This window comes from Nocardia sp. NPDC058497 (assembly GCF_042720195.1).
Taxonomy (GTDB): Bacteria; Actinomycetota; Actinomycetes; order Mycobacteriales; family Mycobacteriaceae; genus Nocardia.
This window is the reverse complement of record NZ_JBHXMY010000002.1, coordinates 13845-40834: the sequence shown is the minus strand read 5'-3', so window position 1 is coordinate 40834 and position 26990 is coordinate 13845. Positions and strand designations below refer to the sequence as shown.

Annotated in this window: 23 protein-coding genes; 18 read left to right on the top strand and 5 right to left on the bottom strand. The window is 68.5% G+C overall.

What is annotated here, in order from left to right; translation table 11 throughout:
* Nucleotides 1-52 precede the first annotated feature (52 nt).
* Nucleotides 53-1894, bottom strand: coding sequence for a type VII secretion AAA-ATPase EccA (gene eccA / locus ACFWPJ_RS00560; RefSeq protein WP_378845544.1), 1842 nt, complete (start codon nt 1892-1894; stop codon nt 53-55).
* A 157-nt stretch (nt 1895-2051) separates the two neighbouring features.
* On the opposite strand from eccA, the gene eccD reads away from it, so the two are divergent.
* From eccD to eccCa, 3 genes are read left to right on the top strand one after another with little or no spacing between them, the layout of a single operon-like run.
* Nucleotides 2052-3512: a type VII secretion integral membrane protein EccD gene (gene eccD / locus ACFWPJ_RS00555; RefSeq protein WP_378845543.1), complete on the top strand. Its 1461-nt coding sequence runs from the start codon at nt 2052-2054 to the stop codon at nt 3510-3512.
* An 11-nt stretch (nt 3513-3523) separates the two neighbouring features.
* Nucleotides 3524-4918 (top strand): type VII secretion-associated serine protease mycosin, encoded by a 1395-nt coding sequence (mycP, locus tag ACFWPJ_RS00550; RefSeq protein WP_378845541.1) that lies wholly within the window; start codon nt 3524-3526, stop codon nt 4916-4918.
* Nucleotides 4919-4929: 11 nt separating this feature from the next.
* On the top strand, nt 4930-8994 hold the full coding sequence (gene eccCa / locus ACFWPJ_RS00545; RefSeq protein ID WP_378845539.1) for a type VII secretion protein EccCa: 4065 nt from the start codon (nt 4930-4932) through the stop codon (nt 8992-8994).
* A gap of 1 nt (nt 8995) precedes the next feature.
* On the opposite strand, the gene ACFWPJ_RS00540 is transcribed toward eccCa, so the two are convergent.
* Nucleotides 8996-9583 (bottom strand): GNAT family N-acetyltransferase, encoded by a 588-nt coding sequence (locus tag ACFWPJ_RS00540; RefSeq protein WP_378845537.1) that lies wholly within the window; start codon nt 9581-9583, stop codon nt 8996-8998.
* Nucleotides 9580-10389 carry a GntR family transcriptional regulator gene (locus ACFWPJ_RS00535; protein ID WP_378845535.1) on the bottom strand — a complete coding sequence of 270 codons (810 nt, stop codon included), beginning with the start codon at nt 10387-10389 and terminating at the stop codon, nt 9580-9582. The genes ACFWPJ_RS00540 and ACFWPJ_RS00535 overlap by 4 nt, the downstream gene beginning before the upstream one ends.
* 284 nt (nt 10390-10673) lie before the next feature.
* Between ACFWPJ_RS00535 and ACFWPJ_RS00530 the strand changes: the two genes are divergently transcribed.
* Nucleotides 10674-11063: a DUF4254 domain-containing protein gene (locus ACFWPJ_RS00530; RefSeq protein WP_378845533.1), complete on the top strand. Its 390-nt coding sequence runs from the start codon at nt 10674-10676 to the stop codon at nt 11061-11063.
* Nucleotides 11064-11075: 12 nt separating this feature from the next.
* Here the strand turns inward: ACFWPJ_RS00530 and ACFWPJ_RS00525 are convergent, their stop codons facing one another.
* A complete protein-coding gene (locus ACFWPJ_RS00525; protein WP_378845532.1) occupies nt 11076-14657 on the bottom strand; it encodes an AAA family ATPase in 3582 nt (1193 codons plus the stop codon).
* A 270-nt stretch (nt 14658-14927) separates the two neighbouring features.
* On the opposite strand from ACFWPJ_RS00525, the gene infA reads away from it, so the two are divergent.
* The 14 genes from infA (at nt 14928) to ACFWPJ_RS00455 (ending at nt 26580) form a co-directional block, all read left to right on the top strand.
* Nucleotides 14928-15149 (top strand): translation initiation factor IF-1, encoded by a 222-nt coding sequence (gene infA, locus ACFWPJ_RS00520; RefSeq protein ID WP_003418601.1) that lies wholly within the window; start codon nt 14928-14930, stop codon nt 15147-15149.
* A 148-nt stretch (nt 15150-15297) separates the two neighbouring features.
* Complete coding sequence (gene rpmJ / locus ACFWPJ_RS00515) at nt 15298-15411, top strand: 50S ribosomal protein L36 (RefSeq protein ID WP_011207363.1); 114 nt, start codon at nt 15298-15300, stop codon at nt 15409-15411.
* A 178-nt stretch (nt 15412-15589) separates the two neighbouring features.
* The gene (gene rpsM, locus ACFWPJ_RS00510) at nt 15590-15961 is read left to right on the top strand and encodes a 30S ribosomal protein S13 (protein WP_355271363.1); all 372 of its coding nucleotides are present in this window, start codon (nt 15590-15592) and stop codon (nt 15959-15961) included.
* Nucleotides 15962-15970: 9 nt separating this feature from the next.
* Nucleotides 15971-16384 (top strand): 30S ribosomal protein S11, encoded by a 414-nt coding sequence (gene rpsK, locus ACFWPJ_RS00505; protein ID WP_019045110.1) that lies wholly within the window; start codon nt 15971-15973, stop codon nt 16382-16384.
* 22 nt (nt 16385-16406) lie between these two features.
* On the top strand, nt 16407-17012 hold the full coding sequence (rpsD, locus tag ACFWPJ_RS00500) for a 30S ribosomal protein S4 (RefSeq protein ID WP_378845530.1): 606 nt from the start codon (nt 16407-16409) through the stop codon (nt 17010-17012).
* Nucleotides 17013-17103: 91 nt separating this feature from the next.
* Entirely contained in the window at nt 17104-18162 is a 1059-nt protein-coding gene (locus ACFWPJ_RS00495; RefSeq protein WP_022567324.1) for a DNA-directed RNA polymerase subunit alpha, read from the top strand.
* 44 nt (nt 18163-18206) lie between these two features.
* Nucleotides 18207-18707 carry a 50S ribosomal protein L17 gene (gene rplQ, locus ACFWPJ_RS00490; protein WP_378845528.1) on the top strand — a complete coding sequence of 167 codons (501 nt, stop codon included), beginning with the start codon at nt 18207-18209 and terminating at the stop codon, nt 18705-18707.
* An 84-nt stretch (nt 18708-18791) separates the two neighbouring features.
* A complete protein-coding gene (truA, locus tag ACFWPJ_RS00485) occupies nt 18792-19631 on the top strand; it encodes a tRNA pseudouridine(38-40) synthase TruA (RefSeq protein WP_378845526.1) in 840 nt (279 codons plus the stop codon).
* Nucleotides 19632-19709: 78 nt separating this feature from the next.
* Nucleotides 19710-20939 carry a hypothetical protein gene (locus ACFWPJ_RS00480; RefSeq protein WP_378845525.1) on the top strand — a complete coding sequence of 410 codons (1230 nt, stop codon included), beginning with the start codon at nt 19710-19712 and terminating at the stop codon, nt 20937-20939.
* Between the two features lie 134 nt (nt 20940-21073).
* Complete coding sequence (locus tag ACFWPJ_RS00475; protein WP_378845523.1) at nt 21074-22012, top strand: AraC family transcriptional regulator; 939 nt, start codon at nt 21074-21076, stop codon at nt 22010-22012.
* A gap of 66 nt (nt 22013-22078) precedes the next feature.
* Nucleotides 22079-23056, top strand: coding sequence for a helix-turn-helix domain-containing protein (locus ACFWPJ_RS00470; protein ID WP_378845521.1), 978 nt, complete (start codon nt 22079-22081; stop codon nt 23054-23056).
* 251 nt (nt 23057-23307) lie between these two features.
* Nucleotides 23308-24312, top strand: a complete 1005-nt coding sequence (locus tag ACFWPJ_RS00465; RefSeq protein ID WP_378845519.1) for a helix-turn-helix domain-containing protein — start codon at nt 23308-23310, stop codon at nt 24310-24312.
* A 61-nt stretch (nt 24313-24373) separates the two neighbouring features.
* Nucleotides 24374-25369, top strand: coding sequence for a helix-turn-helix domain-containing protein (locus ACFWPJ_RS00460; protein ID WP_378845517.1), 996 nt, complete (start codon nt 24374-24376; stop codon nt 25367-25369).
* 272 nt (nt 25370-25641) lie between these two features.
* The gene (locus tag ACFWPJ_RS00455) at nt 25642-26580 is read left to right on the top strand and encodes a nitrilase-related carbon-nitrogen hydrolase (RefSeq protein ID WP_378845515.1); all 939 of its coding nucleotides are present in this window, start codon (nt 25642-25644) and stop codon (nt 26578-26580) included.
* Nucleotides 26581-26598: 18 nt separating this feature from the next.
* Here the strand turns inward: ACFWPJ_RS00455 and ACFWPJ_RS00450 are convergent, their stop codons facing one another.
* A complete protein-coding gene (locus ACFWPJ_RS00450; protein ID WP_378845513.1) occupies nt 26599-26934 on the bottom strand; it encodes a metal-sensitive transcriptional regulator in 336 nt (111 codons plus the stop codon).
* Nucleotides 26935-26990: the final 56 nt, after the last annotated feature.

Here is a 26990-nt window from a genome sequence, read left to right as displayed (position 1 = left end):
TCCGGGGCGCGCCCGAGCTCTCTCGCGCCCCCCCCCCCCCCTGCGTCGGAGATCAGGACAGGTTCGGCAGCTGACCCACATTGAGGGTGGCGACGATGCTGGTGAGCGCGGTGCGCATGTCCGGCTCCTCGATGCGCATGAGCACATCGTCGTCGACCTCGGCCAGGTCGATCCCCTCGGTGTTGGCCAGCCGGAACTCGCGTTCCTCCTCGGCCGCCTCGATCACATTGCGGATGAACCGGCCGTTACCGGCCAGGTCGACACCGCGGCGCGGCTGCCCGCTCTGATCGGTGCTCTCCATGTTGTAGAGGTGCCCGCAGGTCTCGATCAGGGTCGACAGCGCCTCCGGTGCCAGCTGCGAATCCCGTCCACCCGCGACGATCTCACCGATTCGGCCGAGCTCCTCCGCGGTGTAGGACGGGAACTGCAGACGCTTGGCGAAGCGGGACGCCAGACCGTCGTTGGCGGCGAGCAACCGGTCGATCTCGCCGTCGTAGCCCGCGATGATCACCACCAGCCGGTCGCGGTCGTTCTCCATGCGGGCCAGCAGAGTGTCCACCGCCTCGCGGCCGAACGCGTCACCGCCGGAGAGACCGGTCTGGATCAGCGTGTACGCCTCGTCGATGAACAGCACGCCGTCCATGGCGCTGTCGATCAGCTTCTCGGACTTGATCGCGGTGCCACCGAGGTTCTGGCTCACGAAGTCGACACGCTTGGCCTCGATCACCTTGTCGGTCTTCAACAGCCCGACACCGCAGTAGATCTTGGCGACCACGCGCGCGATGGTGGTCTTACCGGTACCGGGCGGACCCGTGAAGGCCAGGTGCTGGCCGCGCGACTGGCTCGACAGGCCCTTGCCCGCGCGGATCTTGGCCAGCTGCGCCGAGGACTGCAGCTTGGCCACCTGGTTCTTCACCGACGCCAGACCGACCTGCTTGTCGAGCTGCGCGCGCGCCTCGGCGAGCACGGTCTTGGCGCGGTCCTCGGCGGCGGCCTCGTCCATCGCGGCCAGTGACGGCGCCGAGGTGGGATCCCACTTGTCGGTGCGCGCGTCGATCACCTCGCGGCTGGTGATCACGATCCGGAAGGTGCGGTCGCGCATCGCCGTCGTATTGGCGGTGAAGTCGGGCAGCTGCGAGTAGACCTGCTCGAACAGCTTCTGCGCCTCGGCCTCGTTGCCCGACTCGCGCAGGCACAGGCCGCGGTTGTACATGGCGGTGAACTTGGCCGACGGAATCGGGCCCGCCTCAGCCTGTTCCATCCGCCGGATCGCCTCACCGAACAGCCCGAGCTGCGCGCAGGCGGTGCCGACCATCACATTCGCGCCGGTGGCCAGGTACGGGTCCTTCCAGTCCGCCGAACCGGCGAGCACGGTCATCACATCGGGCCAGCGCTGGGTGTTGTAGTGCAGGATGCCGCGGATGTAGGCGCTGATCCGATCGTCGATCGCCTTGTCCGGATCGTCGAGGCGCCCCGCGCGCAGCTTGGTCAGCTCGTCGAGCACCTGCTCGGCCTGGTCGTAGTCCTTGTCTGCGATCAGCTGCGCGGCCCACGCCAGCCAGATCTCGGTGAGCCCGGCCAGTGGGTAGTCGATGTAGAGCCCGGGCAGGAAGCGCCCCGCCATGGCCCGCGGCGCCAGGCCGAGCCTGCGCTGCTCCCGGCCGAGCGAATCGAGGCTGGTGCGGTGCAGATTGAACAGCACCTCCTTGGTCACCTCGCCTGCCGCCGCGCGGCCCAGCCACGCGTCACACATCGACGAATCCCATTCCGTCGCGCGCTGGAAGGCCAGCTTCGCGTACTCGTCGTCCCGCGCGGACTCCTGACCGTCGATGGACAGACCGAGCGAGAGGACGCCCGCGTCGAAGGCGCGCTGAGCCTGGCGAATATCTGGCATGTGGTGTCGGACCCCGAAATCTTCGTCTGGTGGACAGCTGGTGTTCAATCCGGCGGAAGCACTTCGATCGCGCCGGTTTGCCCTGTCCGTTAGATTAGGTAACGCTGCCGTGTGGTCGCAACGGAAGTAGTCAGCTACGACTGAGAGTTCATCACTGGTGTCGACGTTGTTAGGCAATGAGCCCGAACTATGCCGAGTTTCAGTGATCGGGGGTGATACGCAGCTCGACATCGGCCTGCCCGCCACGGTCCCGATCGCCGGATTCATCGGTGATCTGGTGGCGCTGATCCGATCTCGGGATCCGCAGCTGCCCGCGGGCGACGAGGACTCGGCCCCGGTCCGTGCCCAGCACTGGACCCTGGCCCGGCTCGGGCAGGACCCGCTCGCGCCCAGCCGCACCCTCACCGAGGCCGAGGTCTACGACGGCGAGCTGCTGGTCTTGAGCCCGGTGACCCGCAAGGAGTCGCCCGCGCTGTTCGACGACGTGATCGACGCCGTATCCCGGCTCACCGCAGGCGAGTTCCGCGGGTGGTCCGGCTCGGCGGCGCGCTGGACCGGGCTGGTCCTCGCGACCGTCTCGATCATCGCCGCGCTCGCGCTGCTGGCCGTCTCCCGCGCCGACAGCGATCCGCTGATCCCGGCGTTCGCACTGCTCGGCACCGGCATCGCGGCGTCGGCCGCGGCCGGGATCGCCGTCCGCAAATTCACGGATCCGATTACCGCGAACTGGCTTTCGCTGGACGCGCTGCTGCTGATGTTCGGCGGCGGCGCGCTGGTGGTGCCGGGTCAGCTCGGTGCGGGAAATCTGTTGCTCGGCAGTGTGGTGCTGCTGGTCGCCGCGGTGCTCGGGTATCGGGTCACCGGGATCGGGGCCGGATTGTTCGCCGCCGCGATCACCCTCAGCGTGTTCGGCGCGGTGTCCGGGACGATCTACCTGATCTGGCATCCAGGTCTGGCCAAGCTGTTCGCCGGGGTGCTCGTCGCCGCGGTGATCCTGCTGTCGTCGGTGCCGCGCGTGGCCGCGGTGACGGCCTGGCTGCCGATTCCACCGGTGCCGACCGCGGGCGGGGCGATCGACCCCACCGACCACGAACAGCGCCCGACCATCGAGGGTGTCGGCGCGGTCGGCGCGATCGCGCTGCCGTCGGCGGCCGGGCTCGGTGAACGGGCTCGGATCGCCAACCAGATCCAGACCGGTCTCGTCGTCGCCTGCGCACTGGCCGCGCTGATCGGCGCCGTCGGGGCGGCCGACCCGTTCGGCCCGTTCCACTCCGGTGGTGTCGCCCTCGCCGCGGTCACGGCCATCGTGCTGTGCCTGCGCGGCCGCTCCTACGCCGATCTGGTGCAGGCGGCCACGCTGATCACCGCGGGTGCGCTCACCGTGCTGGCGCTGCTGTCCGGCTTGGGCCTGGGCCACGACGCGCTCGAATTCGTCGCGGTGGCACTGCTGTTGGTGGCGGCGGGTGGTGTCATCGGGTTCGGCGTCATCGGCCCGCACGTCGAGGTGACCCCGGTGACCAGGCGGATGATCGAGATCTTCGAGTACCTGCTGATCATCACGATGGTCCCGCTCGCGCTGTGGGTCATGGATGTGTACTCGACCGCCCGCAACATATGACCCGCGCACCCATGCGACGCGCGCTGCTCCGGCTGACCTGCGCGGCGGCCGTGCTCGGCGCGGCCGCCGGATTCCCGGCGCCGGCCGGGGCCATCGCCCCGCCGCGCATCGATCCCGGCGCGCTCGACGCCGCGCTCGCGCTGAGCGGTAGGCCTGCTCCGCTCGAGCCGACCGAACAGCGCGAACTCTGTGCCGAACCGGTGCTGCGCGGCAGCCCGCCCAGCGAGCCGCCGATGGCGCAACGGGTCCTCGATCTGCCCTCGGCCTGGCAGTTCAGCCGCGGTGCCGGGCAGAAGGTGGCGGTGATCGATACCGGCGTCAACCGGCATCCGCGCCTGCCCGCGCTGCAGGCCGGGGGCGATTACGTCAGCGATACCGACGGCACCGTCGACTGCGACGGGCACGGCACCCTGGTGGCAGGCATCATCGCCGCCCGGCCATCGCCCGACGACGCGTTCGTCGGCGTCGCCCCCGAGGCGGAGATCCTGGCCATCCGTCAGCTCAGCCTCGCCTACGACCGCAAGGACCGGCAGGGTTCGGTCAAGGAGGACGGCGTGCTGCGCGCCGACGGCTACGGCAGTGTGCTGACGCTCGCCGGTGCGGTCGTGCGCGCGGTCGACATGGGCGCGACCGTGATCAACATCTCCGAAGTCGCCTGCACCGCGGCCGGTTCCAATACCGCCGACGGATCGCTCGGCGCCGCCGTGAAGTACGCCTACGACCGCAATGTGGTGGTCGTCGCGGCGGCGGGCAATGTGGAGCAGGGCGGGCCGTGCCAGAACCAGAACGAGGGCAGCGGGTGGAGTTCGGTGACCACCGTCCCGTCGCCGGCGTGGTTCACCCCGTACGTGCTCTCGGTCGGCTCGGTCGACGCCGACGGCAAACCCTCGGCGCTGTCGCTGCGCGGGCCGTGGGTCGGGGCGGCCGCGATCGGCCGCAATATCGTGTCGCTGGACAGCAAGCCCGGCGGCACCGGACTGGTCGACGGCGTGCAGACGATGGACGGCGTGCAGCCGGTCGACGGAACCAGTTTCGCCGCACCGTATGTCGCCGGCTTGGCCGCGCTGATCCGGTCGCGCTATCCGGAACTGACCGCGCAGCAGGTGATCGACCGGATCACCCGCACCGCGCACGCGCCGGGCCGGGGACGTGACGACGCCATCGGCGCCGGTCTGATCGACCCGTTGGCCGCGCTCACCGCGCCGTTGTCCGACGAACCGCCGAGCAAGGGCGCCGATGTCGGCCATCCGATCGCCGCGCCGTACGAGGCGCCGGAACCGGATCCCCGTCCGCGTCAGGTCGCGATCGCCGGATCGCTGACCCTGTTGGCCGCCTTGGGAATCGGCGCCGCGTTCGGTTTTCCGTTCCGCAGGCGCGGTGCCGACCTGAACCAGGAATTCGAGTAGTAGAGGGATCGATGGCAACCGAAGGTTTCGTCCGTCGCCCCCGGATCGCGCCGCCGCGCGCACCGGGCGGTGAAGTCGCGCTCACCCCGCCGCCGGAGATCCAGCGTGCCATTCCGTCACCGCTGATGATGAAGCTGATGCCCGTCATCATGGTGGTCGCGGTGGTCGGCATGATCGCGATGATGGTCTCGATGGGCCGCAATCTGCTGGCCAATCCGATGATGATGATGTTCCCGATGATGATGCTCATGTCGATGGTCGGCATGATGGCGGGCATGCGCGGCGGCGGCCCCAAGCGCGCCGTCGAGCTCAACGAGGAACGCAAGGACTACTTCCGGTATCTCGACCAGGTGCGCAAGGACGTGCGCGGCACCGGCATCAAACAGCTCGAGACCCTCGGCTGGAGCCATCCCGAACCCGCCGACCTGCACTCGCTGATCGGCAGCAGGCGCATGTGGGAGCGTCGCCCCAACGACCCCGACTTCGGGCATGTGCGGGTCGGCGTCGGCAGCCACCGCCTGGCAACCAAGCTGGCCCGGCCCGAAACCGGCCCACTCGAGGATCTGGAGCCGGTCTCGACCGTGGCGCTGCGCCGCTTCGTGCGCACGCATTCGGTGGTGCACGAGTTGCCGACCGCGGTCTCGCTGCGCGCGTTTCCCGCGATCAATATCGGCGGTGACCTCGACGAGGGTCGCGAACTCGTGCGGGCCATGCTGATGGAGCTGACCACCTTCCACGGCCCCGACAATCTCGTCGTCGCCATCGTCTGCGCCGATCCCGACACGAACTGGGCCTGGGCGAAATGGCTTCCGCACGTGCAGCATCCGTCGGTGCGCGACGGACTCGGCTCGGCGCGGATGATGTACACTTCGCTCGGCGAGCTTGAGTCGGCGCTGCAGGCCGAGCTGATGGAACGCGGCCGGTTCATGCGCAACCCGCAGCCGACCCAGGGCAGGCTGCACCTCGTCGTGGTGATCGACGACGGCTACATCAGCGGCAACGAACGCATCATCAGCGAATCCGGCCTCGACTCGGTGACCGTGCTCGACCTGACCGCCCCGGAGAACGGCCTCGCGGCGCGCCGCGGCCTGCAACTGGTGGTCGCCGACGGCGCGGTGTCCGCGCGCAGCGCCGCCGGCGTGGAACGGTTCGCCACCGCCGACGAGGTCAGCGTGGCCGAGGCGGAGGCCTTCGCGCGCGGGCTGGCCCGCTATCGGCTCGCGACGGCCGCGCAGATCGTCAGCCTGGGCGAGGGCACCACCAGCGACCCCGGCCTGATGGCCCTGCTGCGCATTCCCGACGCGGCCCAGATCGACCCGGCCAGGGTGTGGCGCCCGCGCACCGCGCGCGAGCGGCTGCGCGTGCCGATCGGCATCACCCCCGACGGAACGCCGGTCGAGATCGATATCAAGGAGTCGGCCGAGAACGGCATGGGCCCGCACGGCCTGTGCATCGGCGCGACCGGTTCCGGTAAGTCGGAATTCCTGCGCACCCTGGTGCTTTCGCTGGTCACCACGCACTCGCCGGACGCGCTGAACCTGGTCCTCGTCGACTTCAAGGGTGGCGCGACCTTCCTCGGTCTCGACTCCCTGCCGCACGTCGCGGCGACCATCACCAACCTCGAAGACGAGCTCTCGCTGGTCGACCGCATGAAGGACGCGCTGGCCGGTGAGATGAACCGCCGCCAGGAGCTGTTGCGCTCGGCGGGCAACTACGCCAACGTCACCGACTACGAGAAGGCAAGGGCGGCAGGCGTTCCGCTCGATCCGCTGCCCGCGTTGTTCGTCATCGTCGACGAGTTCTCCGAATTGCTCTCGCAGAAGCCGGATTTCGCCGAGTTGTTCGTGATGATCGGCCGCCTGGGCCGCTCGTTGCACGTGCACCTGCTGCTGGCCTCGCAGCGGCTGGAGGAGAACAAGCTGCGCGGCCTGGAGTCGCACCTGTCCTACCGGATCGGTTTGCGAACCTTCTCGGCCAACGAATCCCGCGCTGTCCTCGGCATCACCGATGCCTACCATCTGCCCAGCGTGCCGGGTGCGGGCTACCTGAAAAGCGATGCGTCCGAACCGCTCCGGTTCAACGCCAGCTATGTCTCCGGTTCGTATGTGGCGCCGGTCGGCACGGTCGTCGACGACGACGGCGCGCCGGTGGGCGGCCAGCGACCCGTGGTGTTCACCGCGGCGCCGGTCGAGGTCACCGAGGCCGAGCCCGACCAGGCTGAGGAGGACCCGATTCTGCGCGGCCGGCCGGAGCTGCCGCCGCCACCGCCGAGCGGCCCGGCCAGCGAGGAGGGCATTCCGGATTCGCTGCTCGACGTGGTCGTCAAACGACTGACCGGGCACGGCAGGCCCGCCCATGAGGTGTGGCTGCCGCCGCTGGAGGAGTCGCCGACCGCCGACATGCTGCTGCCCGACCCGGACTGGCGTTCGCCGGTGAACCGGCACGGTCAGCTGTGGATGCCGATCGGTGTCATCGACAAGCCCTACGAGCAGCGCCGCGACGTGCTCACCATCAATCTCGCTGGCGCGCAAGGCAATGTCGCCGTGGTCGGCGGTCCGCAGTCGGGTAAATCCACGACGCTGCGCACGATCATCCTGGCCGCGGCCGCCACGCACACCCCCGAACAGGTCCAGTTCTACTGCCTGGACTTCGGTGGCGGCAGCATGGCCGGTCTGGTCGGTATTCCGCACGTCGGCTCGGTGGCCGGTCGGCTCGACGGCGACCGGGTGCGGCGCACGATCGCCGAACTCACCAGCCTGATGCGCCAGCGTGAGGAGCGATTCGCCGAGCTCGGTATCGAATCGATGGCCGAGTTCCGCAGGCGCAAGTTCTCCGCGCTGGAGGCTCGCCAGATCAACGGCACCACCGCGGCGCCCGGTGACCTGCTCGCCGCCGACCAGTTCGGCGACGTGTTCCTCGTGATCGACGGCTGGGGCGCCATCCGCGAGGAGTTCGACATGCTCGAGCCGCTGATCAACGCCATTGCCACCCAGGGTCTCTCGTTCGGCGTCCACCTGATGATCGGCGCCTCCCGCTGGGCCGAGATCCGGCCCGTGGTCAAGGATCAGATCGGTACCAGGCTCGAGCTGCGCCTCGGCGATCCCGGCGATTCGGAGATGAATCGCAGGACCGCGCACCAGGTTCCGGTCGGCAGGCCCGGCCGCGGTCTGACGGCCGAGCAACTGCACATGCTGATCGCGTTGCCGCGGTTGGATTCCGACTCGGATCCGGCCACCATCGCCGACGGCGTCACCCGAGCCAGGGAAGAGCTCGTCGCGCTCTACCACGGCAGGCGCGCGCCCGAGGTGCGCATGCTGCCGCTGAGCTTCCCGCGCGACCAGGTCGTCGCCACGGCGCGGCAACAGGGTGTCACGCTCGATCGGACCAAGGTCGTCGTCGGACTCGGCGAGTCCGAATTGCAGCCGCTGGTACTGGATTTCGGCGTCGAGCCGCACTTCATGGCCTTCGCCGACGTGGAATGCGGCAAGACCACCCTGCTGCGCAATATCGTGATGAGCATCGCCGAACAGTCCAACGCGTCCGAGGCGCGCGTCATCCTGATCGACTACCGGCGCACCATGCTCGGTGTGCTCGAGGGCGATCAGCTGGCCGGATACTCGACCTCGTCGCAGACGTGCGGGCCGATGATCCAGGAGGTCGCGGCATACCTGGCCAAGCGGATCCCCGGCTCCGACATCACCCAGCAGCAGTTGCGGGAACGCAGCTGGTGGTCGGGCCCGGAGATCTATGTCGTCGTCGACGACTACGACATGGTGGTCACCGGCTCGAGCAACCCGTTCGCCCCGCTGCTGGAGTACCTGCCGCAGGCTCGCGACATCGGCCTGCACCTGGTCGTCACCCGCCGCATCGGCGGTGCGTCGCGCGCGCTCTACGACCCGGTGCTCGGCGCGATGAAGAACCTGTCGGTGCAGACGCTGATCATGAGCGGTTCCCGCGACGAGGGAAAGCTGATCGGCGACGTGCGCCCGAGCAAGATGCCGCCCGGCCGTGGCACCCTGGTTTCCCGCAGCCAGGGCATCGAGCTCGTCCACATCGCCGATCTGCCGCAGTTGTAGGTCAATCCAGCACCGAGGCCGCCGAGACCGGCCGCACGACGCTGGTGACCCGGCCCTGGTGCGGTGGGCACCGGCTCGTGCGGCGCTCGAACAGCGCGCGGGAGGGTCCGGTGGCGGCCGGGCCCGCGATGCGGGTCAGGGTGAAACCGGCCCTGCGGTAGTAGTCGTGCAGTTCGGTGTTGGTCGTCCAGGCGTCTAGACGGACCCATGGACGCTGCTGGTGCAGCGCCACTTCGGTGGCGTGGGCGAGCATGTGGTGGCCGACCTGCCTACCCGCGAAACGCAGGTCGACGATCATGAAATGCACGATGACCGCCTCGGCCAGCTCCCACGGCGACCACAGGCCCGGATCGGCACGCTGGTTGACGGTGATAGTGCCCGCCGGTTCCCCGTCGACCTCGGCGATCCAGGTCTCGCCCGCGTCCAGCGCCCGGCCGACAGCGCCGGCGAAGATCTCGATCGGACGGCCGCGCCCCGCCACAGTCCACTGGTCGGAGCCTCGCGCGGTCAGCCAGGCGGTGCGTTGCACCCGCAGGCGGCAGATCAGCGGTAGGTCGCCCAGGGCGGCCGGACGCATCCGCACGGTCATGGCAATGCGACGGCAGGTCCGGGTGCGATGCCGAGGGTGCGGGCGATGACGGCGGTGCCCGCCGCGTCGCCGAGTTGGTAGGCCAGCCGGTTGCGGCCGGCCAGACAACGATGCCGGGTCGCCCGGGTGACCCGTTCGTGGTTGGCGCCGATGCGCAGGTGGTCGAGCAGGACGGTGCCGGTGGCGACGCCGAGCACGGCCGCCTCCTCGGCGCTGGCCGGTCGTGCTGTCAAGGTGTCTCGATGGGCGGTCTCGCCGTAGCCGCGATCGGCGAGGCGACGGGTCGTGCCTTCGGGAATGTCATGGGGTGAGTCGATACTCGCCGCTTCGGCGAGATCGCGTGGGTAGAAACTCACCTCCCACGACCACGGTTCGTTGTCCAGGTGCTGCACCACGGTGCGGGCCAGCACCCAGGAGTCGACCGGGACGCCGAGCCAGTGCGCGACCTGATCGTCGGCGGGCTCCATCCTGGTGCTGAATTCCTTGGCCGGTTCGCGGTTGGCCGCGCGCGCGATCTCCTCGAAGATGTCGTGCGCCGACCGCGGCCGATCAGGGCGAATGTGGTCGGTGACCACGTTTTCCAGCACTTCCTGGTTTCGCACGATGGTGCCGCGGGAAGTAGCTGTGTAGACGAGGTTTTCAGCGACGAGCACCTGGATCGCGTTGCGCGAGGTGGTGATCGAGACCTGCATCTGCTCGGCCAGTTCGGAATGGCTGGGCAGCCGGTCGCCCGGTTTCCACATGCCCGCGCGGATCTCCTCGCGGAGGAGGTCTGCGATCCGGAGGTAGGTCGGACCGTCCGCCATCATGCTCCTCGGTAGGTCGTGCAGGTAACGAAGTGTACTCGTCAGGGTTACCTACGGCCGAGTAATGCTTGACAGGAAGCTTGCGAGGTTTATTGTAATGAACGTCCTGATCCGGTGCTGTGCGGCGACGACGGCGAGGCAACGTGGCTGGTTCGGAGAGTTCTACGGTCGTAATGGCTTTCCCCGACACATTGCGGTGTGTCGATACCGCCGGGCCGCCGGCGACTACCGGTCTGCTTCCCCTCTCCGACATTCTTGTCCGGGCGTGTCGCGGACATCGGGTGGTGGGAGGACCGCTGCTGTGGTTCGCGCGCGATCTGGCGGTGCTGCACGAGAAGCGGATCGTCGGGCGCGGCGGATTCGTCGACACCGATCCGGTGGTGATGCGTGAGATCGATTGCCGCCGAGCTGAACTGGTGCTCGCCATCGACGACTGGGTGCACCGCGGCGTCCCGCAGCACCGCCTCGGCGCCACCCTGCACACCGAGACGATCGGCGCGGTCATCGACCGCATGGCCGAGTCCTCGGTCCGCGCGCACCACGCCCTGATGACCATGCCCGCCAACGACGAGATGCTGCACTGCGCATGGCATCACCTCGCCGAACTGGCCGACGCCTACGACGACCTGGTCCGCGATGTGATCGCAGGTCGCCGTAGGCTGCCGGAGTGGTGACCGCGGCCTGGTTCAGCCGAAGCGGTGGTGATCGACGCCGAACTCGTCGGCCACCGTCGCCGCCAGCTCCACATACGCCCGCTTGGTCGTCTTGTGCAGGCGGTGCAGGTCGATCTCGGCGCCCTCGGACAGGTGCTCGTCGAACGGGATGATGTGGACAGCGCGGCAGCGGGAGAGGAAGTACTCACGCAGTTGTTGCACACCGACATTCGGGGAACCCTCGCGCGGCAGGTTGATCACCACGACGGCGTTGCGGACCAGGTGGTCGTGCCCGTGCAGCGAGAGCCAGTCCAGCGTCGCCGCCGCACTGCGCGCGCCGTCGATCGCGGCCGAGGAGATCAGCACCAGTGAGTGCGCCAGGTCGAGCACGCCGCTCATCGCCGAGTGCATCAGGCCGGTGCCGCAGTCGGTGAGGATGATGTTGTAGAACCGCTGCAGGATCCGGGCCACCGCCCGGTACTCCTCGTCGTTGAACGACTCCGACGCGGCCGGATCCCGTTCGCTGGCAAGCACTTCCAGCCTGCTCGAACTCTGCGAGGTGTGCCTGCGGACATCGGAGTAGCGCTCGATCGATGGATCGAGGAGCAGGTCGCGCACGGTCGACCGAGTCTGCAGCGCCACCCGCTGGGACAGGGTGCCGAAGTCGGGGTTGGCGTCGACCGCGATCACCCGGTCGCCTCGGATCGAGGCGAAGATCGACCCGAGGCCGGTGGTGGTCGTCGTCTTGCCGACACCACCCTTGAGCGAGAGCACCGCGATCCGGTAGTCACCGCGCACGGGCTGACGGATACGCGCCACCAGCTCCTGCAGGCGCCGCTCCTCGGCGGACATACCCGGGTTGATCGCGCCACCCGAAACATGGTGCACCGCTTTACGCCAGCCACTGCCCGGGGCCTTCTTGACGCGCTTGACGGGCACGTTGTCCAGTGACGGTGGCTGGTAGCCCTGCTGTGGGTTGGTGCCCCAGCCGGGCTGCTGGTACTGGCCGGGCTGCTGGTACTGCCCCGGGGCCTGCTGCTGGTACGGCTGCGCAGTGGGTCCGCCCTGGAACTGCTGGGGCGCAACGTCACCCGGCTGGTACTGCTGGGCGCCGTCGGGGCGCTGGTACTGTGGCGCGGGCGTGCCATCGGGCAGGTACTGCGGCGCGGGGGAACCGTCCGGTTGGTACTGCGGCGCAGGGGAACCATCCGGCTGGTACAGCGGGGAACCGCCGGACTGGAACTGTTGCGGTGCGGCGCCGTCCGGCCGCTGGTGCGCCTGGACGGGAGCGCCATCGGCCTGCTGGTAGTGCCGCGTGGCCGCGCTGTCCGGGCTTTGGTGTGGCGGCGCGGGCGAGCCGTCGGGCTGCGAATAGTGCTGTGGCGGTGTGCCGTCCGGACGGGGGTACCCGGCCTGCTGGTTCAGCGGCGTCGCGGAGCCGTCCGGCTGCTGGTGGAACTGCTGCGCGGAATCACCCGGCTGGAACTGCGCCGGGGCCTGCTGGTACGGCGGAACCGGAGTGCCCGGCAGTGCGAATTCGCCCGAGCGGTAACCGGATTGCTGCGAGTGCGACTGCTGCTCGGGTGTGCCCTGCCAGGTCGGCTGCGCGGAATCGCCACCGGGTGCCTGGTTCCGTGCGGCCTGCACGCGCGGGTCGTCGGGCCGGAACATCTCGGTCTGCGCATCCGGGGCGGACTGGGTGCTAGGGGAGGGATCCCCAGGGATCGAGTTGTATTGCGCCGCATCGTACGTCGGCGTCTGCGAAAAATACGGCGAGTTGTCGGGACCCGGCGCTTGCTGCGGCGGCGCGACCGGCTCACCGGACCGGTAGGGCGAGCCCCGGCCGGTGGATCCCCCTGCGGTGTAAGCAGATCCGGAATCGGTGGACGGCAGCGGAGACGCGTCAGGCGCGTTCGCGGTATCCGGACGGGTACCGCCGGTGGGATCCGTCGGCAGAGCCATACGTGTGGTCGCCTCGGCCGGAGCCTGGGCGGTAGGCGCGGAGCCGTCAGGTGACGGCACGTCCGCGGACGGTCCACTCGTGGGCACGCCGCTATCGGCAGGCGACGGGATGTGCGTCGCCGTGCTCGACGGGGCCGCGGTGTCGGAGGTGGACGGGTTGCTCAGGCGCGCAGGCGGTTCCGGCAGACGCGGGGGAGTCCGCGTGGCGTCCGGTGTGGCCGGGCGGGGGTCTTGGTCGCCGATGATCGCGGGGCCGGTCGCCGCAGGTGCTGCGGACTCGGGCTCATCGAGACTGTGGCGGCCGCTGGCGCCCGCTTGTTCGCGGGACTCCAACGGGTCCGTCGGCGGTTGTGTCTCGGTAGCCGGGGCGGTGGACACGGCGGCGCTGTCGGCCGGGTCCGGCAACCGCCGGGTGGCGCGGCCTTCGGACGGGCGGGCTTCAGCGTCGGGCTGGATCGCCGAGGGTGCGTCGGTGGCGGGATCGCGCAGCTCGGCGGCTGCCTCGTCCGGCATCGACCATGCACCGGCCGACGAGCCGGCGCCGGTCGCAGGGGCATTCGTGCCGGTCGAGAGGTCCGCGCCCGCGGATGCCGGGCCGACGCCGGTCGACGGCGCTGTCGGCTCGACGGGAGAGGTCGGCAGCGGGCCGAGGAGCGGGTCCGCGGCGCCGATCGACGAACTAGCACCGGTCGACGGTGCGGGAGAGTCGATGGCGGCGGTCGGGCCGAGCGGGTCCGCGACGCCGACCGGCGGCTCGGTCGGTGCCGTCAGGCGCGGCGGGGCTTCCGTCGGCCGGGGACGGGCGGGCGGATCCGGCAGCGGTGGGGGAGGGGGGAGGTCGGGGAGCTGTCGCTGGCCGGGGCCGAGCGGGGTGAATCCGTTCGATGGCGGCGCGGGTGTGCGGGTCGGCAGGGCCGGGCCCGAGCGGTCGCCACCCTGGGCGGCGTGCGGGTCGGCGTAGGCAGCGGGGCCGTCGGTCTGGCCGACATACGGCGATGCGCTACTCGGGCCGCCGTGTGGAGCCGGAGCGGCGGTCGGGTCGGCGTAGGCGCCGTCGGGTGAGCCGGTGTGGCCGATGTGCGGTGTCGCGCTGTTCGGGCCGCCGTGCTGAGGGGGCGCGGTGTGCGTGAAAGGAGCGCCGGTCGGGCCCGTGTGGGTCGGCGCTGGGGTGGACGGCCCGGGAATGGGCGACTGAGAAACCGCGGGACCGCTCTCGCTGTACGGCGGCCTGCCCTGCTCCTGCGGCCAGGGTGCCGACGTGCCGGGGCCAACCGACGGTGAGTCGGGCGTCAGCGGGTTCGGGGCGGCCTGCCACCCGGTGTTCGGCTGCTCGCCGTGGATCGGCGGATTCGCCGTCTCGGCACCCCAGCCGGACTGCTGCTGCTCGGCGGGGCGCTGATTCGCGCGTTCGGGCTGCGCCTGCGGTGCCTGCTGCTCGGGCTGCTGGTCCTCGCCCCTGCGGCGGCGGCCGCGCTTGTCCTTCTTGGCATCGTCGTTGCCGCCGCGGCCCATGAAGCGGCGGCGTTTGGGTGCCTCGTCGATCAGATCGTCCTGGGGCAGGTTCTCGACAGGTGCCTCGTAACCGACCTGTGTGACGTCGCTCTCCGACAGCCACGGCGGCAACATGGGGAGGCTGTCGTTGTTGCGGCTCACCGGCGCGCCTCGCTCACCAGGGTCCCCCGATCTGCTCGACCCACATCTGGACGCCGGTGAGTTTACGCGACAACCCGGGAGTCATGGCGGGCGGTCTGGGCGGGCGGTACGCCGGTTCCGGGTGTACGGTTCGGGGCATTTTTGCCTCTGGACACCCGGCCCGGTAAGCTTGAGCGGCGGTGCACCTATGCGCCGACTGTTCGCATGCCAGCGAGCAGCTACGAGGCAATCCAAACTCAGGTTAGAAGCATAACCGGGATCGCGGAGGATATGGCGAAGAAAGACGGGGCCATCGAGGTCGAGGGTCGAGTTGTCGAGCCGCTGCCCAATGCGATGTTCCGGATCGAGCTCGAGAACGGTCACAAGGTTCTCGCGCACATCAGCGGAAAGATGCGGCAGCACTACATTCGCATCCTTCCGGAAGACCGCGTTGTCGTCGAGCTGTCGCCGTACGACCTCTCACGCGGCCGGATTGTCTACCGCTACAAGTGATGCCTGCCTGACGCCGCGAGCCTGACGGCACGCGGCGTCGCATGGTGTTCCGGCCCAGGCCGGAGCGCGCTACAAGACTTCCCCAGTCGTCGGCTGGGGAAAAACTGTGTTCACAGACCCTTGTGGACCAAGGAAAGATTGGACGGACGTGAAGGTTCAGCCGAGCGTCAAGAAGATCTGCGAGAAGTGCAAGGTGATCCGCCGTCACGGCCGGGTCATGGTGATCTGCGACAACCTGCGCCACAAGCAGCGTCAGGGCTGATCCAGCAGCACCGCCGGGCACCGATCGTCTGATCGGACTGACCGAAAAGAAGAACTCCCAGCTCCAGCACGCACGCACGTGTGCGCGCCAACCACCGGTACGGAGGCCGGTGCCCCCACTGTCAAGACGGGGGGACGGACAGGGAGCAGACCTCCGCAACCATTAAGGAACCTGCCACATGGCACGTCTGATGGGCGTCGATCTCCCGCGCGAAAAGCGCATGGAGATCGCGCTGACCTACATTTTCGGAATCGGGCGCACCCGCGCCACCGAGATCCTGGCTCAGACCGGCGTCAGCCCGGACCTGCGCTCGAAGGATCTCAGCGACGACGACCTGACCAAGCTTCGTGACTACATCGAAGCCTCTGACATGAAGGTCGAAGGTGACCTGCGCCGCGAGGTTCAGGCCGATATTCGCCGCAAGATCGAGATCGGCTGCTACCAGGGCATCCGCCACCGTCGTGGCCTGCCCGTTCGTGGTCAGCGCACCAAGACCAACGCGCGTACGCGCAAGGGTCCGAAGAAGACCGTCGCCGGCAAGAAGAAGTAGGGATAGCGTATGCCTCCGAAGAGCCGGGCCGCTGGCCCGAAGAAGACTCAGAAGTCGCGTCGCCGGGATAAGAAGAACATCCCGCACGGCCACGCGCACATCAAGAGCACGTTCAACAACACGATCGTCTCGATCACCGACCCCGAGGGCAATGTCATCTCGTGGGCGTCGTCGGGTCACGTCGGCTTCAAGGGTTCGCGTAAGAGCACCCCGTTCGCCGCGCAGCTCGCCGCCGAGAACGCTGCCCGCAAGGCGCAGGAGAACGGCGTCAAGAAGGTCGACGTGTTCGTGAAGGGCCCGGGTTCGGGCCGCGAGACCGCGATCCGTTCGCTTCAGGCCGCTGGCCTCGAGGTCGGCTCGATCTCCGATGTCACCCCCCAGCCGCACAACGGCTGCCGGCCGCCCAAGCGCCGTCGCGTCTAGCGGGAAAGGAAACAGCTAAAAAATGGCTCGTTATACAGGCCCCATCACCCGCAAGTCGCGTCGTCTGCGCGTCGACCTCGTCGGAGGCGACCAGGCGTTCGAGCGTCGTCCTTACCCGCCCGGCCAGCACGGCCGCGCGCGGATCAAGGAATCCGAGTACCTGATGCAGCTGCAGGAGAAGCAGAAGGCTCGCTTCTCCTACGGCGTCATGGAGAAGCAGTTCCGTCGCTACTACGAAGAGGCCAACCGCCTCAAGGGTAAGACCGGCGACAACCTGCTCCGTCTGCTCGAGTCGCGTCTGGACAACGTCGTGTACCGCGCCGGTCTGGCGCGTACCCGTCGCCAGGCTCGTCAGCTGGTCAGCCACGGTCACTTCACCGTCAACGGTGTCAAGGTGAACGTGCCCAGCTACCAGGTCTCCCAGTACGACATCATCGATGTCAAGGAGAAGTCGCTGCCGACCCTGCCGTTCCAGGTGGCGCGTGAGACCGTCGGCGACCGTCCGGTCCCGGGTTGGCTGCAGGTCGTCCCCGGCCGTCTGCGCATCCTGGTGCACCAGCTGCCCGAGCGCGCGCAGATCGATGTGCCGCTGCAGGAACAGCTCATCGTCGAGTACTACTCGAAGTAAGCGCTTTAGGTGGGTGGCCGCAACAAGCGGCCACCCGCAATCACTGATTAGGCGTCAAATAGCGGACGCCCTGAACAGGAAGTAGATCCTCATGCTGATTTCCCAGCGTCCGACACTGACCGAAGAGGTTGTGGCGGAGAACCGCTCGAAGTTCACCATCGAACCCCTCGAGCCGGGCTTCGGTTACACCCTCGGCAACTCGCTGCGTCGTACCCTGCTGTCCTCCATCCCGGGGGCCGCGGTCACGAGCATCCGCATCGACGGTGTCCTGCACGAGTTCACCACCGTTCCCGGCGTGAAGGAAGATGTCACCGACATCATCCTGAACCTCAAGGGTCTGGTCGTGTCCTCCGAAGAGGACGAGCCGGTCACCATGTACGTGCGTAAGCAGGGCCCCGGCACCGTCACCGCTGGTGACATCGTGCCGCCCGCCGGCGTCGTCGTGCACAACCCGGACATGCACATCGCCACCCTGAACGACAAGGGCAAGCTCGAGATCGAGCTCGTCGTCGAGCGGGGCCGCGGTTACGTGCCCGCCGTGCAGAACAAGGCGACCGGTGCGGAAATCGGCCGGATCCCGGTGGATTCGATCTACTCCCCGGTGCTCAAGGTGACCTACAAGGTCGAGGCCACCCGTGTCGAGCAGCGCACCGACTTCGACCGTCTCATCCTCGACGTGGAGACCAAGAACTCCATCACGGCCCGGGACGCGCTCGCTTCGGCGGGTAAGACCCTGGTCGAGCTCTTCGGCCTGGCCCGTGAGCTCAACGTCGAAGCCGAGGGCATCGAGATCGGCCCCAGCCCGGCCGAGGCGGATCACATCGCCTCCTTCGGTCTGCCGATCGAGGACCTGGACCTCACCGTCCGGTCCTACAACTGCCTCAAGCGCGAGGGTGTGCACACGGTGGGCGAGCTTGTCGCCCGTACCGAGTCGGACCTGCTCGACATCCGCAACTTCGGCCAGAAGTCCATCGACGAGGTCAAGGTCAAGCTGCACGCGCTCGGCCTCTCGCTGAAGGACTCGCCCGCTTCGTTCGACCCGTCCTCCGTGGTGGGTTACGACGCGAGCACCGGCACCTGGAGCGATTCCGGCACCTTCAGTGACACCGACGGCGGCGAGCAGGACTACGCCGAGACCGAACAGCTCTAGATCTTCGGGGGGCACCCCGGACGATCTTTCCCAAGGAGAATCCAATGCCTAAGCCCAAGAAGGGTGCCCGCTTCGGCGGGTCGGCGTCGCACCAGAAGGCGATCTTCGCCAACCTGGCCACGGCGCTTTTCGAGCACGGTCGTATCACGACCACCGAGTCGAAGGCCAAGGCGGTTCGCCCCTACGCCGAGAAGCTCATCACCAAGGCGAAGGGCGGCACGCTGGCCGACCGTCGCGAGGTCATGAAGGTCATCCGCAACAAGGACATCGTGCACGCGCTGTTCGCGGAGATCGGCCCCTCGTTCGAGGGTCGCGAGGGTGGCTACACCCGCATCACCAAGGCGCTGCCGCGCAAGGGTGACAACGCGCCGATGGCCGTCATCGAGCTGGTCCGCGAGAAGACCGTGACCAACGAGGCCGACCGGGCCCGTCGCGTCGCCGCTTCGCAGAAGGCCGAGGCGCCCGCTGCCGAGGAGACCACCGAAGAGGTTGTCGCCGAGGCTCCGGCCGCCGACGAGGCCGCCGAGGACAAGAAGGACGCCTGATTCTCAGGAGTTCGGCCGAGCCCGTCACCCTTCGTGGGTGACGGGCTCGTTCTTTTGCCAGTGACATCAGGTGCGGAGGAAGCGATGGACGACACCGAGCGGGAATCGATCCGGGTGCGGCTCGGGATCAGCTACGACGGCACCGATTTCACCGGCTGGGCGCGTCAGCCCGGCTTGCGCACGGTGCAGGGCACGCTGGAGGACTCGCTGTCGAAGGTGTTCCGTGAGCCGATCCAGCTCACCGTCGCCGGGCGCACCGATGCCGGGGTGCACGCCGAGGGGCAGGTCGCGCACTTCGACACCACCGGCGAACTCGACGCCGACAAGCTGCTGTACCGGATGGCGCGTTTCCTGCCCAAGGACGTGCGCATCACCGAAGTCGCCCCCGCGCCGGCGGATTTCGATGCCCGCTTCTCCGCGATCCGCCGTCACTACGTCTACCGGCTGACCACCGCGCGCTATGGCGCCGCACCGCTGCACGCCCGCAGCGTGGTCGCCGCGAAGCCCGGACTCGACCTCGACGCGATGCGCGCCGCCTCCACGACACTGCTCGGCCTGCACGATTTCGCCGCCTTCTGCCGTCGCCGCGAAGGCGCGACGACCGTGCGTGAGCTGCAACGATTCGACTGGGAACGCGACGGCGAGCTGCTCAACGCCTCGGTCAGCGCCGATGCCTTCTGCTGGTCGATGGTACGCAGTCTGGTCGGTGCGATTCTCGCCGTCGGTGAGGGCCGCCGGACACCCGAGTGGGTCGCGAGCCTGCTGACCGAGACCGAGCGCTCCAGCTCGGTGACGGTCGCGCCCGCCCACGGCCTGAGCCTGGTCGCCGTCGACTACCCAGCCGACGCCGACCTCGCCGCGCGCAATGCCCAGACCAGGGAGACCAGGACACTGCCCGCCGCGGGAGGCTGCTGCGGCGATTAGTCGCTGCGTGGTTGCCGTCCGCGCCGCCCCGGCGGGGATACGATGGCCCGACTCGACGTCAGCGAGAAAGCCGGGCAGATGACAGGTGATTCTGGTGGCCGGGTTCGCCTTGTCCGGCGGATAGCCGTTGTCTTGCTGGTTGTCGCCACGGGGCTGTTCACGCTGACCGCCGTCGTCGCCGGTTACCTGCGCACCGAGGTGCTCGATACCGACCGCTATGTCGACACGATGGCGCCGCTGGCCGATGATCCGGTGGTCCAGAATGCCATCGCTGACGCGTTGACCAGGACCGTCATGGCTCGCATCGATGTCGAGAGCGCGGCGTCCGATCTGCTCGAGTCGATCGGTGACGCCGAGAACCGCGGACCGCTCGCCGCGGCGCTGGTGCGTAGCCTGCCCTCGATGCTGGTGGCCCGATCCGAGGAGCTGGTCAGGGACGCGGCGACCGTCCTCGTGCGTAGCGACGCTTTTCCGCGGCTGTGGAACGCGGCGAACCGGCAGGCGCATCGCGGGCTGGTCGCGGCGCTGACCGGAGTGGACTCCGGTCTCGTTCACGTGGATACCGGCGGCGTCGTGACGATCTCGCTGGATCAGATGCTGGACGAGGTCGGCGACGAGCTGGACAGTCGCGGATTCGCCCTGGCGGACCGGGTCGTCGACCTGCGGTCCGAATTCGTGATCCTCGATTCCGACGAGCTGGCCAAGGCTCAGCGTGCCGTGCGCCTGCTCGACCGAGCGGCGATCGCGCTCGAGATCACCGCGCTCGCCTGCGCGATCGGTGCGGTTTTGTTGGCGGGCAGCGGTTTTCGGCGGCGCGCGATCCTCGGCGTCGCCGCGAGCGTGCTGGTGGCCATGGTCGTGCTCGCGGTGGCGCTGATGATCGCGCGCGGTGTGTATCTGGATCATGTTCCGGCGCAGGTCATCTCGGAGGACGTCGCGCGTACTGTCTTCGACACGCTGCTGCTTCCGTTGCGGGTGAGCATGCGGGTGCTCGCGGTGCTGGGTGCGTTGGTCGCGCTCGGGGCCTTCCTGGCCGGCCCGTCGGCGCCGGCCACCTGGGTGCGCACGACCGCCGACCGGGTGCTGGACCGGCTCCGCCGAGGCGAGCGCGGCCCGGTGTCCGGCTGTGTCGCGGCGAATACCGGCTGGTTGCGGTACGCGGTGCTGATCGTCGCCGCGACGGTGCTCGTGTTCTGGGACTACCCGACCGCGCGGGTGGCGGTGCTGATCGCGGTAGTCGCGGGCGTGGCATTGCTCGCGCTGGAGATCGTCGCCGGACCAGGACGGGTGTTGTCACCGGATCGCTGACTATGGCGTCACCCACGTATGCGCTCGGTACAGCGTGGTTATTTAGGCATCTGCGGCTAAAGTGCGCACTTGAGTTACATAAACTGGTCGACCGTCCAGATGGATGGTCGACCAGCTCGGAAAGGCCGGGGGAGATGCCCGAGGAAACAGCCGATTCGTTCGATGAGTGGGAAGCCGTGATGTCGAACGCATACGTCCCGGTCGCGGTCGAACCGCCGACGGGCATGCGTCGGTTTCGCGGGACGCTCACCTACGGCGCGGTCGACGGCGTCGAGTTCACAATCTTACGGTCCACCGGGCAGCGGGTGAAGCGCACGGAACGGCTGATCTCCCGGTCTGGTGCCGAGATGGTGTACGCCGGGATCTGCCTGGCGGGCACGGGCCGGATACAGCAGGACGGCAGGCTGGCGGAACTACGGCAGGGAGAGATGGTGTTCGTCGACTCCAGGCGCCCGAACTGGTGGGAGTCCGACGGTCACTTCGAGCAGATCGTCGTCCAGGTGCCGGTCCCGGTGCTGGCCGAGCGGGGCGGCTGGTCCGAGCCCGGCACGCCGGCGGCGCTCACCGTCACGTCGGCGTCGGCGGCGAGCGTGGTCACCGAGTACCTGCGCAATGTGACGACCTTGCAGCGGACCCATCCGGAGCAGGCGGCCGAACTGGCCGGGCACAGCATCGGGCTGATCGCCTCGGCGATGGCGCTGACGGCGGGGCAACTGCCCGGTGAACTGGGTGCGAAGCCGCTCGCGCGACAACGGGTGCTGGGATTCATGCGGCGGCGATGTGGCGATCCGGCGCTGACGGTGGACGACATCGCCCGCGGATGTCAGCTCTCTCGCAGCGCGCTCTATCGGGTTTTCGGCGGCGACGACATCGGGGTGCAGGCGCGATTGTGGCGGATGCGGGTGGAGCAGGCCAAGCGTTTGCTGCTCGCGGATCGGTCCCGGTCGCTCACCGTGGTGGCGGCGCAGGCAGGGTTTGCTTCCGAACGGCAGTTTTTTCGGGTCTTTCGCGCGTCGACCGGGATGACGCCCGGCGAATTCCGGATGGATTCGCAAGCTAGACAAGGTAATTAGATATGTGAACAGTGATGTTCGTTATATTTGCCGACATGATGCCGGGCCTGGTGCAACGATCGGGCGATGACGGCGTTCGATGGCTTCCCCGAGGTTTGCTCGACGGAGCAGACCTCGTCGCCGGGAGCGTTCGAATACTGGGAGGAACTGGTCGGCAGGGCGATCACCGAGGTATCGATCGCGCCGACGGTCGACGGCCCGTTCGAGGGGCGTATCAGGTCGGCCGACTTCGGTGAGGTCGCCGTCGGCACCGTGCGGGTGCAGGGGCATGAACTGCGACGCACCCGGCGCCACATTGCCAGGGCCGACGAACTGCACGTCATCGGCAGTGTCGTGCTCGGTGGCGTCGCCGAGGTGGAACACGCGGGCAACCGGGTCGTCCTGACGCCGGGCTCGATGATCTTCTACGACACCGCCCGCCCGATCCTGTGGCGGTCGGACGCCACGATCGAGGACCTGACGATCCGGGTGCCGCGTCAGCGCGTCGTCGATTACCTCGGCGTTCGCGCCGACGCGCTGCCCGCGGGAATGGTGATCGGCGAGGGCGGCGTCGGCTTCACCCTGGCCAGGTACTTCCAGCGGGTCGCCGAATTGCATTGCACCGATCCGCAAGCGGCGGCCGTGCTCACGGGCAGCGGAATTGATCTGGTCGGCGCCGCCGCCGCGATCGCCGTCGGTGCGCGGCCAGGGGATTCGCAAGCGCTGGCCCTGAGTGGTCAGCAGGTCCTGGACTATCTGCGCGCCAACTTCACCGACCCAGGGCTCACGGTCGACCGGATCGCGCAGGCCTGCCGGGTCTCGCGCCGCACGCTGTATCGCCTTGTCGAGGAGTTCGAGGGCGGACTCGGGGCGATGTTGCGCGGCCTGCGGGTGGAGCGGGCGCGGAAGTTGCTGGAATCCGCCGATATCGGATCGATCGCGATGGTCGCCACCGCGTCCGGATTCGCGTCCGAACGTCAGTTCTATCGCGTGTTCCGGGAGGCGACGGGCATGACGCCGGGGGAATACCGGATTGTTGCCCGGCACCAGCCGGTCGCCCGCTGAGCGCGACACGGCGCGGATCGGGCATGCGTGATAAGCATCACAAACGGGCCGAACGCGACCGAATGGTGCGGCCCATATCTCCTGCAAAGGCCGGGGTCGGTTGAATATTTTATGAACGTCGAATATTCCATTCTGAATCATACGGTGGCGATGTATCCACGAATCTGGCAGGCTCTGGCAGCAGGCAACAGGTGATTCGTTGTGACGCCAGTGGTTTGCTGGCCGGTTGGCATGAGAGCGGGGTGGGTGGCGTGGAGTCGTCGGAGCCTCTCGTCGAGCTGCGACTGAACGACGGTCCGGACTTACCGGCGGGCGAGGCCTTCGCGCAGTGGGAGGCGTCGCTGTCGGAAAGTTATGTGCCACTGGCGGTCGACCCCGAACGTGATCAGGCATTCCACGGGTGGATCCTGCGCGGCAGTATGCCCGGCTTCGAATTGTCCACGGTCGGCGCCAGCGGCCAGTGCATCCGGCGCACCAAGAGCGGCATCGCCCGTACCGATGGCGAGTTCCTGTTCGTCAGCATTCTCACCGCGGGTTTCGGCAGGATGTACCAGGACGGGCGCATCGCGGTGGTGCGACCGGGTGACATGGTCTTCTACGACACCACCCGGCCCTATCACTGGGACCTGGACGGCTCGTGGGCGCAGGTCGTGGCCAGGGTTCCGTTGGCTTTGCTCGGCGAACACGTCCCCACCGATCGCAGCGCGCTGCCCACCGCCGTGACGGTGCAGGCCGACAGCCCCGGCGGTATCGTGGCTGGTTTCTTCCGTGACCTGGCCCGGATCCAGCAGAGCGCACCCGAACAGGCCGCGGTGCTGGCCGCGAACGGGGTGAAACTGCTGGCCTCGGCGATCACGCTCGCCGGTGGCTCGGTTCCGTCAGGGACGTCGGCACAAGCGCTGTCGCGGGAACAGGTGCTGTCGTTCATGCGCGCGCGGTGTATCGACGCGGGCCTGACCGTCGACGAGATCGCCCGCGCGTGCCTGGTGTCGCGGCGCAGCCTGTACCGGCTTTTCGACGAGACCGGCGGCGGGCTGAGCACCGTGCTGCGCCGCATGCGCGTGGAATGCGCGCAGGTGCTGCTGATCCGCGATACCAGCCGGTCGACGGCGTCGATCGCACAGGCCTCCGGCTTCGCCTCCGAACGCCATTTCTTCCGTGCTTTCCGGGTGGAGACCGGGATGACTCCCGGCGAATACCGGCTGGTCACGGCAGCAAATTCCGATCGCGGCGAAGCCGGCCGCCATACCGCGTGACCCGACATTACATGGGCGATATGTCCGAATTGGCGTGGCGTACTGTGCGCACGCGGGCTGGATGGCGATCGAGGGAGGGCGCGGGGTGGTGCTGAATCGACGGACGACGGTCAGCGTTCGCACCGGACCCGATCAGCCGGCCCACCGCGTGGTCGAACGGTGGGAACAGCTGATGAGCGAGACCTACATCCCGCTCGCGGTGACGCCCCACGCCACCGAGCGCTTCGGCGGCCGGATCGCCGCAACGGAGTTCGACGGGCTGCTGGTCACCTCGGTGCAGGCCGGCGCGCAGACGGTGCGACGGACGCCGCGGCTGATCGGCGCGGCCGAGGATCGCTACATCCTGGCCAGCATCTACCTGGGCGGGCGCGGTGTCATGCAGCAGGACGGCAGGACCGCGCACGTCGAGGCGGGCAGCATGGTGTTCTATGACAGCGCCCGGCCCTACCGCTGGGAGATCGACGAGGAGTTCGACAAGGTCGTCGTGCAGGTGCCGGTCTCCGCGCTCGACACCGCGGGCGCCCCGCTCGGCACGGTGCCCTCGGCGATCGCGCTCGGCCCCGACCATCCGGCATCGGCGGTCGGCGCGTATTTCCGCGGCCTGGCGCGGGTGCAGCACAACGACTCCGAGGTGGTCGCCGAACTGGCCAGGCACGGCGTCGGGATGATGGCGTCGGCGCTGGCGCTCGCCGCCGGTTCGATACCGCGCGGGCCGTCGGCCGCCGAGCTCACCCGGGCCAGGGTCATCGCGTTCATGCGGCGCCGCTTCGCCGATGCCGACCTCACCGTCGATGCGGTCGCACACCGCTTCGCCATTTCGCGCCGCACCCTCTACCGCCTGTTCGAGGGCGAGGAGAGCCCGGCCCGCCGCTTGCTGCGAATGCGGCTCGAACATGCCTGCGAACTGTTGTGCGATGGGCGGATGCGCTCGATCGAGGAAGTGGCCGCGGCCGCCGGATTCGCCGCGGAACGGCACTTCTACCGCGTATTCCATGCGGAATTCGGCATGGCTCCCGGTGAATACCGCGCCGGTTACCGACTTTGTTCCGGCCTGTGACGGCACAGAACCGAAGATATCCCTTTTCAGACTTCCGTTAGCGGTGCGTGGTTCGGCGTGCGTGTGGAATGCTTAGTACCGGACACGACCTGATGTTCCCGGGAAATTGGTTCTTCCGGGCCTTTGGACAGGAAACAGGCCGGACTTCCGGGGGGATTGGCCGGTTTGGCACGGACGGTCAGTCGAGTGGCACGCTATGACAGTTTATGTCGCCGCCATCTGCGAGAGAGTGAATCGAACACCTTTCACGGAGTGAGCGACAAGGGGTCACGATGGTTGGTCGGGTACGCGTGGCTGCGGTGCAAGCCGAGCCGAAGTGGTTGAACTTGTCTGCCGGAGTCGAACAGGCTATCGAGCTGATCGACGAGGCCGCCGATGGTGGCGCGCGGCTGGTCGCGTTCCCCGAGACATTCCTGCCCGGTTTCCCATGGTGGATGTGGCTCAATTCGGTCGACTGGGGCGAGGAGTTCATCGCGCGCTATCTGGCCAACGCGCTGACCGCCGAAGGGCCGGAGCTGCGGGCGATCGCCTACGCCGCCCGTCGAAAGGGTATTCACGTCTCGATCGGTTTCGCCGAGCGCGCTGGCCGTGAGGTGTTCATGTCCCAGGCGCTCATCGACGTGAAAGGCGAGATCGCGATCGCCCGCAAGGCGGAGCCGACCGGGCTGGAGCGCACCGTCTTCAGCGCCGCCGACGGCAAGCTGCTGGTGCGCGACACCGAACTCGGCCGGATCGGTGTGCTCGGCGGGGCCGACCACATGCGGCCCGCGGTGCGCGCCCGGATGCACGACGAGCGCGAGCAGATCCACATCGCCGCGTGGTCGGGCTTCACCGTGTACTACGGCGAGGGCAAGGAGTGGGGCCCGGAACTCAACACCGCGGCCAGCGTGCGCTATGCGATGGACGGGTCGGCCTATGTGATCGCGCCGGTCGCCGTGGTGCCGGTCGCGGGCTGGGAAGTCGTCGACGCGCGACTGCCGGATCGGCGGCTGTTGCGCGGCGGCGGTGCTGTCTCCCGGATCTTCGGTCCCGGCGGCCTCGAGCTGGCCCCGCCGCTGGTCGAGGGGGAGGAAGGTCTGCTGTTCGCCGATCTGGACATCACCCGTGCGGTGCGGCCGGTCGCGCACAGTGAGTGCACCGAGAACTTCCGGGTGCCGAGTGGCCGTGTCGCGCGGCGGGAACCGGTGCGGGCCGAACTCGCGGGGGCCTGAGGAACCGGGCCGACAGGGTCAGGAACGGACCAGCCGCGCGATCGCGTCGGTCGCCTCTTTGATCTTGGCTTCGGCCTCGGGCCCACCGGCCACCGCCGCGTCGACGACGCAGTGCGAGATGTGGTCCTCGAGCAGGCCCATCGCGACCGCCTGCAGTGCCTTGGTCATCGCGGAGACCTGCGTCAGGATGTCGATGCAGTACTTCTCCTCCTCGACCATCCGCTGCAGGCCGCGGGCCTGGCCCTCGATGCGGCGCAGTCGCTTGAGGTAGTCGTCCTTGGCGGTGATGTAGCCGTGGCCGCCGTGGCCCGCGTGCTCGCCGCCGGTAGCGGTGTCGGGGGTGGGTGCAGTCACCGAAGGTCTCCTCGCCGGCCGGGATGCTCGCCTGCGCGAGCTGATACCCCCCTAGG

Excerpts from the sequence above, each read along its gene's own strand:
- eccA (WP_378845544.1), bottom strand. The coding sequence starts at position 1,894 with ATGCCAGATATTCGCCAGGCTCAGCGCGCCTTCGACGCGGGCGTCCTC.
- mycP (WP_378845541.1), top strand. The coding sequence starts at position 3,524 with ATGCGACGCGCGCTGCTCCGGCTGACCTGCGCGGCGGCCGTGCTCGGC.
- eccCa (WP_378845539.1), top strand. The coding sequence starts at position 4,930 with ATGGCAACCGAAGGTTTCGTCCGTCGCCCCCGGATCGCGCCGCCGCGC.
- ACFWPJ_RS00540 (WP_378845537.1), bottom strand. The coding sequence starts at position 9,583 with ATGACCGTGCGGATGCGTCCGGCCGCCCTGGGCGACCTACCGCTGATC.
- ACFWPJ_RS00535 (WP_378845535.1), bottom strand. The coding sequence starts at position 10,389 with ATGGCGGACGGTCCGACCTACCTCCGGATCGCAGACCTCCTCCGCGAG.
- infA (WP_003418601.1), top strand. The coding sequence starts at position 14,928 with ATGGCGAAGAAAGACGGGGCCATCGAGGTCGAGGGTCGAGTTGTCGAG.
- rpsM (WP_355271363.1), top strand. The coding sequence starts at position 15,590 with ATGGCACGTCTGATGGGCGTCGATCTCCCGCGCGAAAAGCGCATGGAG.
- rpsK (WP_019045110.1), top strand. The coding sequence starts at position 15,971 with ATGCCTCCGAAGAGCCGGGCCGCTGGCCCGAAGAAGACTCAGAAGTCG.
- rpsD (WP_378845530.1), top strand. The coding sequence starts at position 16,407 with ATGGCTCGTTATACAGGCCCCATCACCCGCAAGTCGCGTCGTCTGCGC.
- ACFWPJ_RS00495 (WP_022567324.1), top strand. The coding sequence starts at position 17,104 with ATGCTGATTTCCCAGCGTCCGACACTGACCGAAGAGGTTGTGGCGGAG.
- rplQ (WP_378845528.1), top strand. The coding sequence starts at position 18,207 with ATGCCTAAGCCCAAGAAGGGTGCCCGCTTCGGCGGGTCGGCGTCGCAC.
- truA (WP_378845526.1), top strand. The coding sequence starts at position 18,792 with ATGGACGACACCGAGCGGGAATCGATCCGGGTGCGGCTCGGGATCAGC.
- ACFWPJ_RS00480 (WP_378845525.1), top strand. The coding sequence starts at position 19,710 with ATGACAGGTGATTCTGGTGGCCGGGTTCGCCTTGTCCGGCGGATAGCC.
- ACFWPJ_RS00475 (WP_378845523.1), top strand. The coding sequence starts at position 21,074 with ATGCCCGAGGAAACAGCCGATTCGTTCGATGAGTGGGAAGCCGTGATG.
- ACFWPJ_RS00470 (WP_378845521.1), top strand. The coding sequence starts at position 22,079 with ATGACGGCGTTCGATGGCTTCCCCGAGGTTTGCTCGACGGAGCAGACC.
- ACFWPJ_RS00460 (WP_378845517.1), top strand. The coding sequence starts at position 24,374 with ATGGCGATCGAGGGAGGGCGCGGGGTGGTGCTGAATCGACGGACGACG.
- ACFWPJ_RS00455 (WP_378845515.1), top strand. The coding sequence starts at position 25,642 with ATGGTTGGTCGGGTACGCGTGGCTGCGGTGCAAGCCGAGCCGAAGTGG.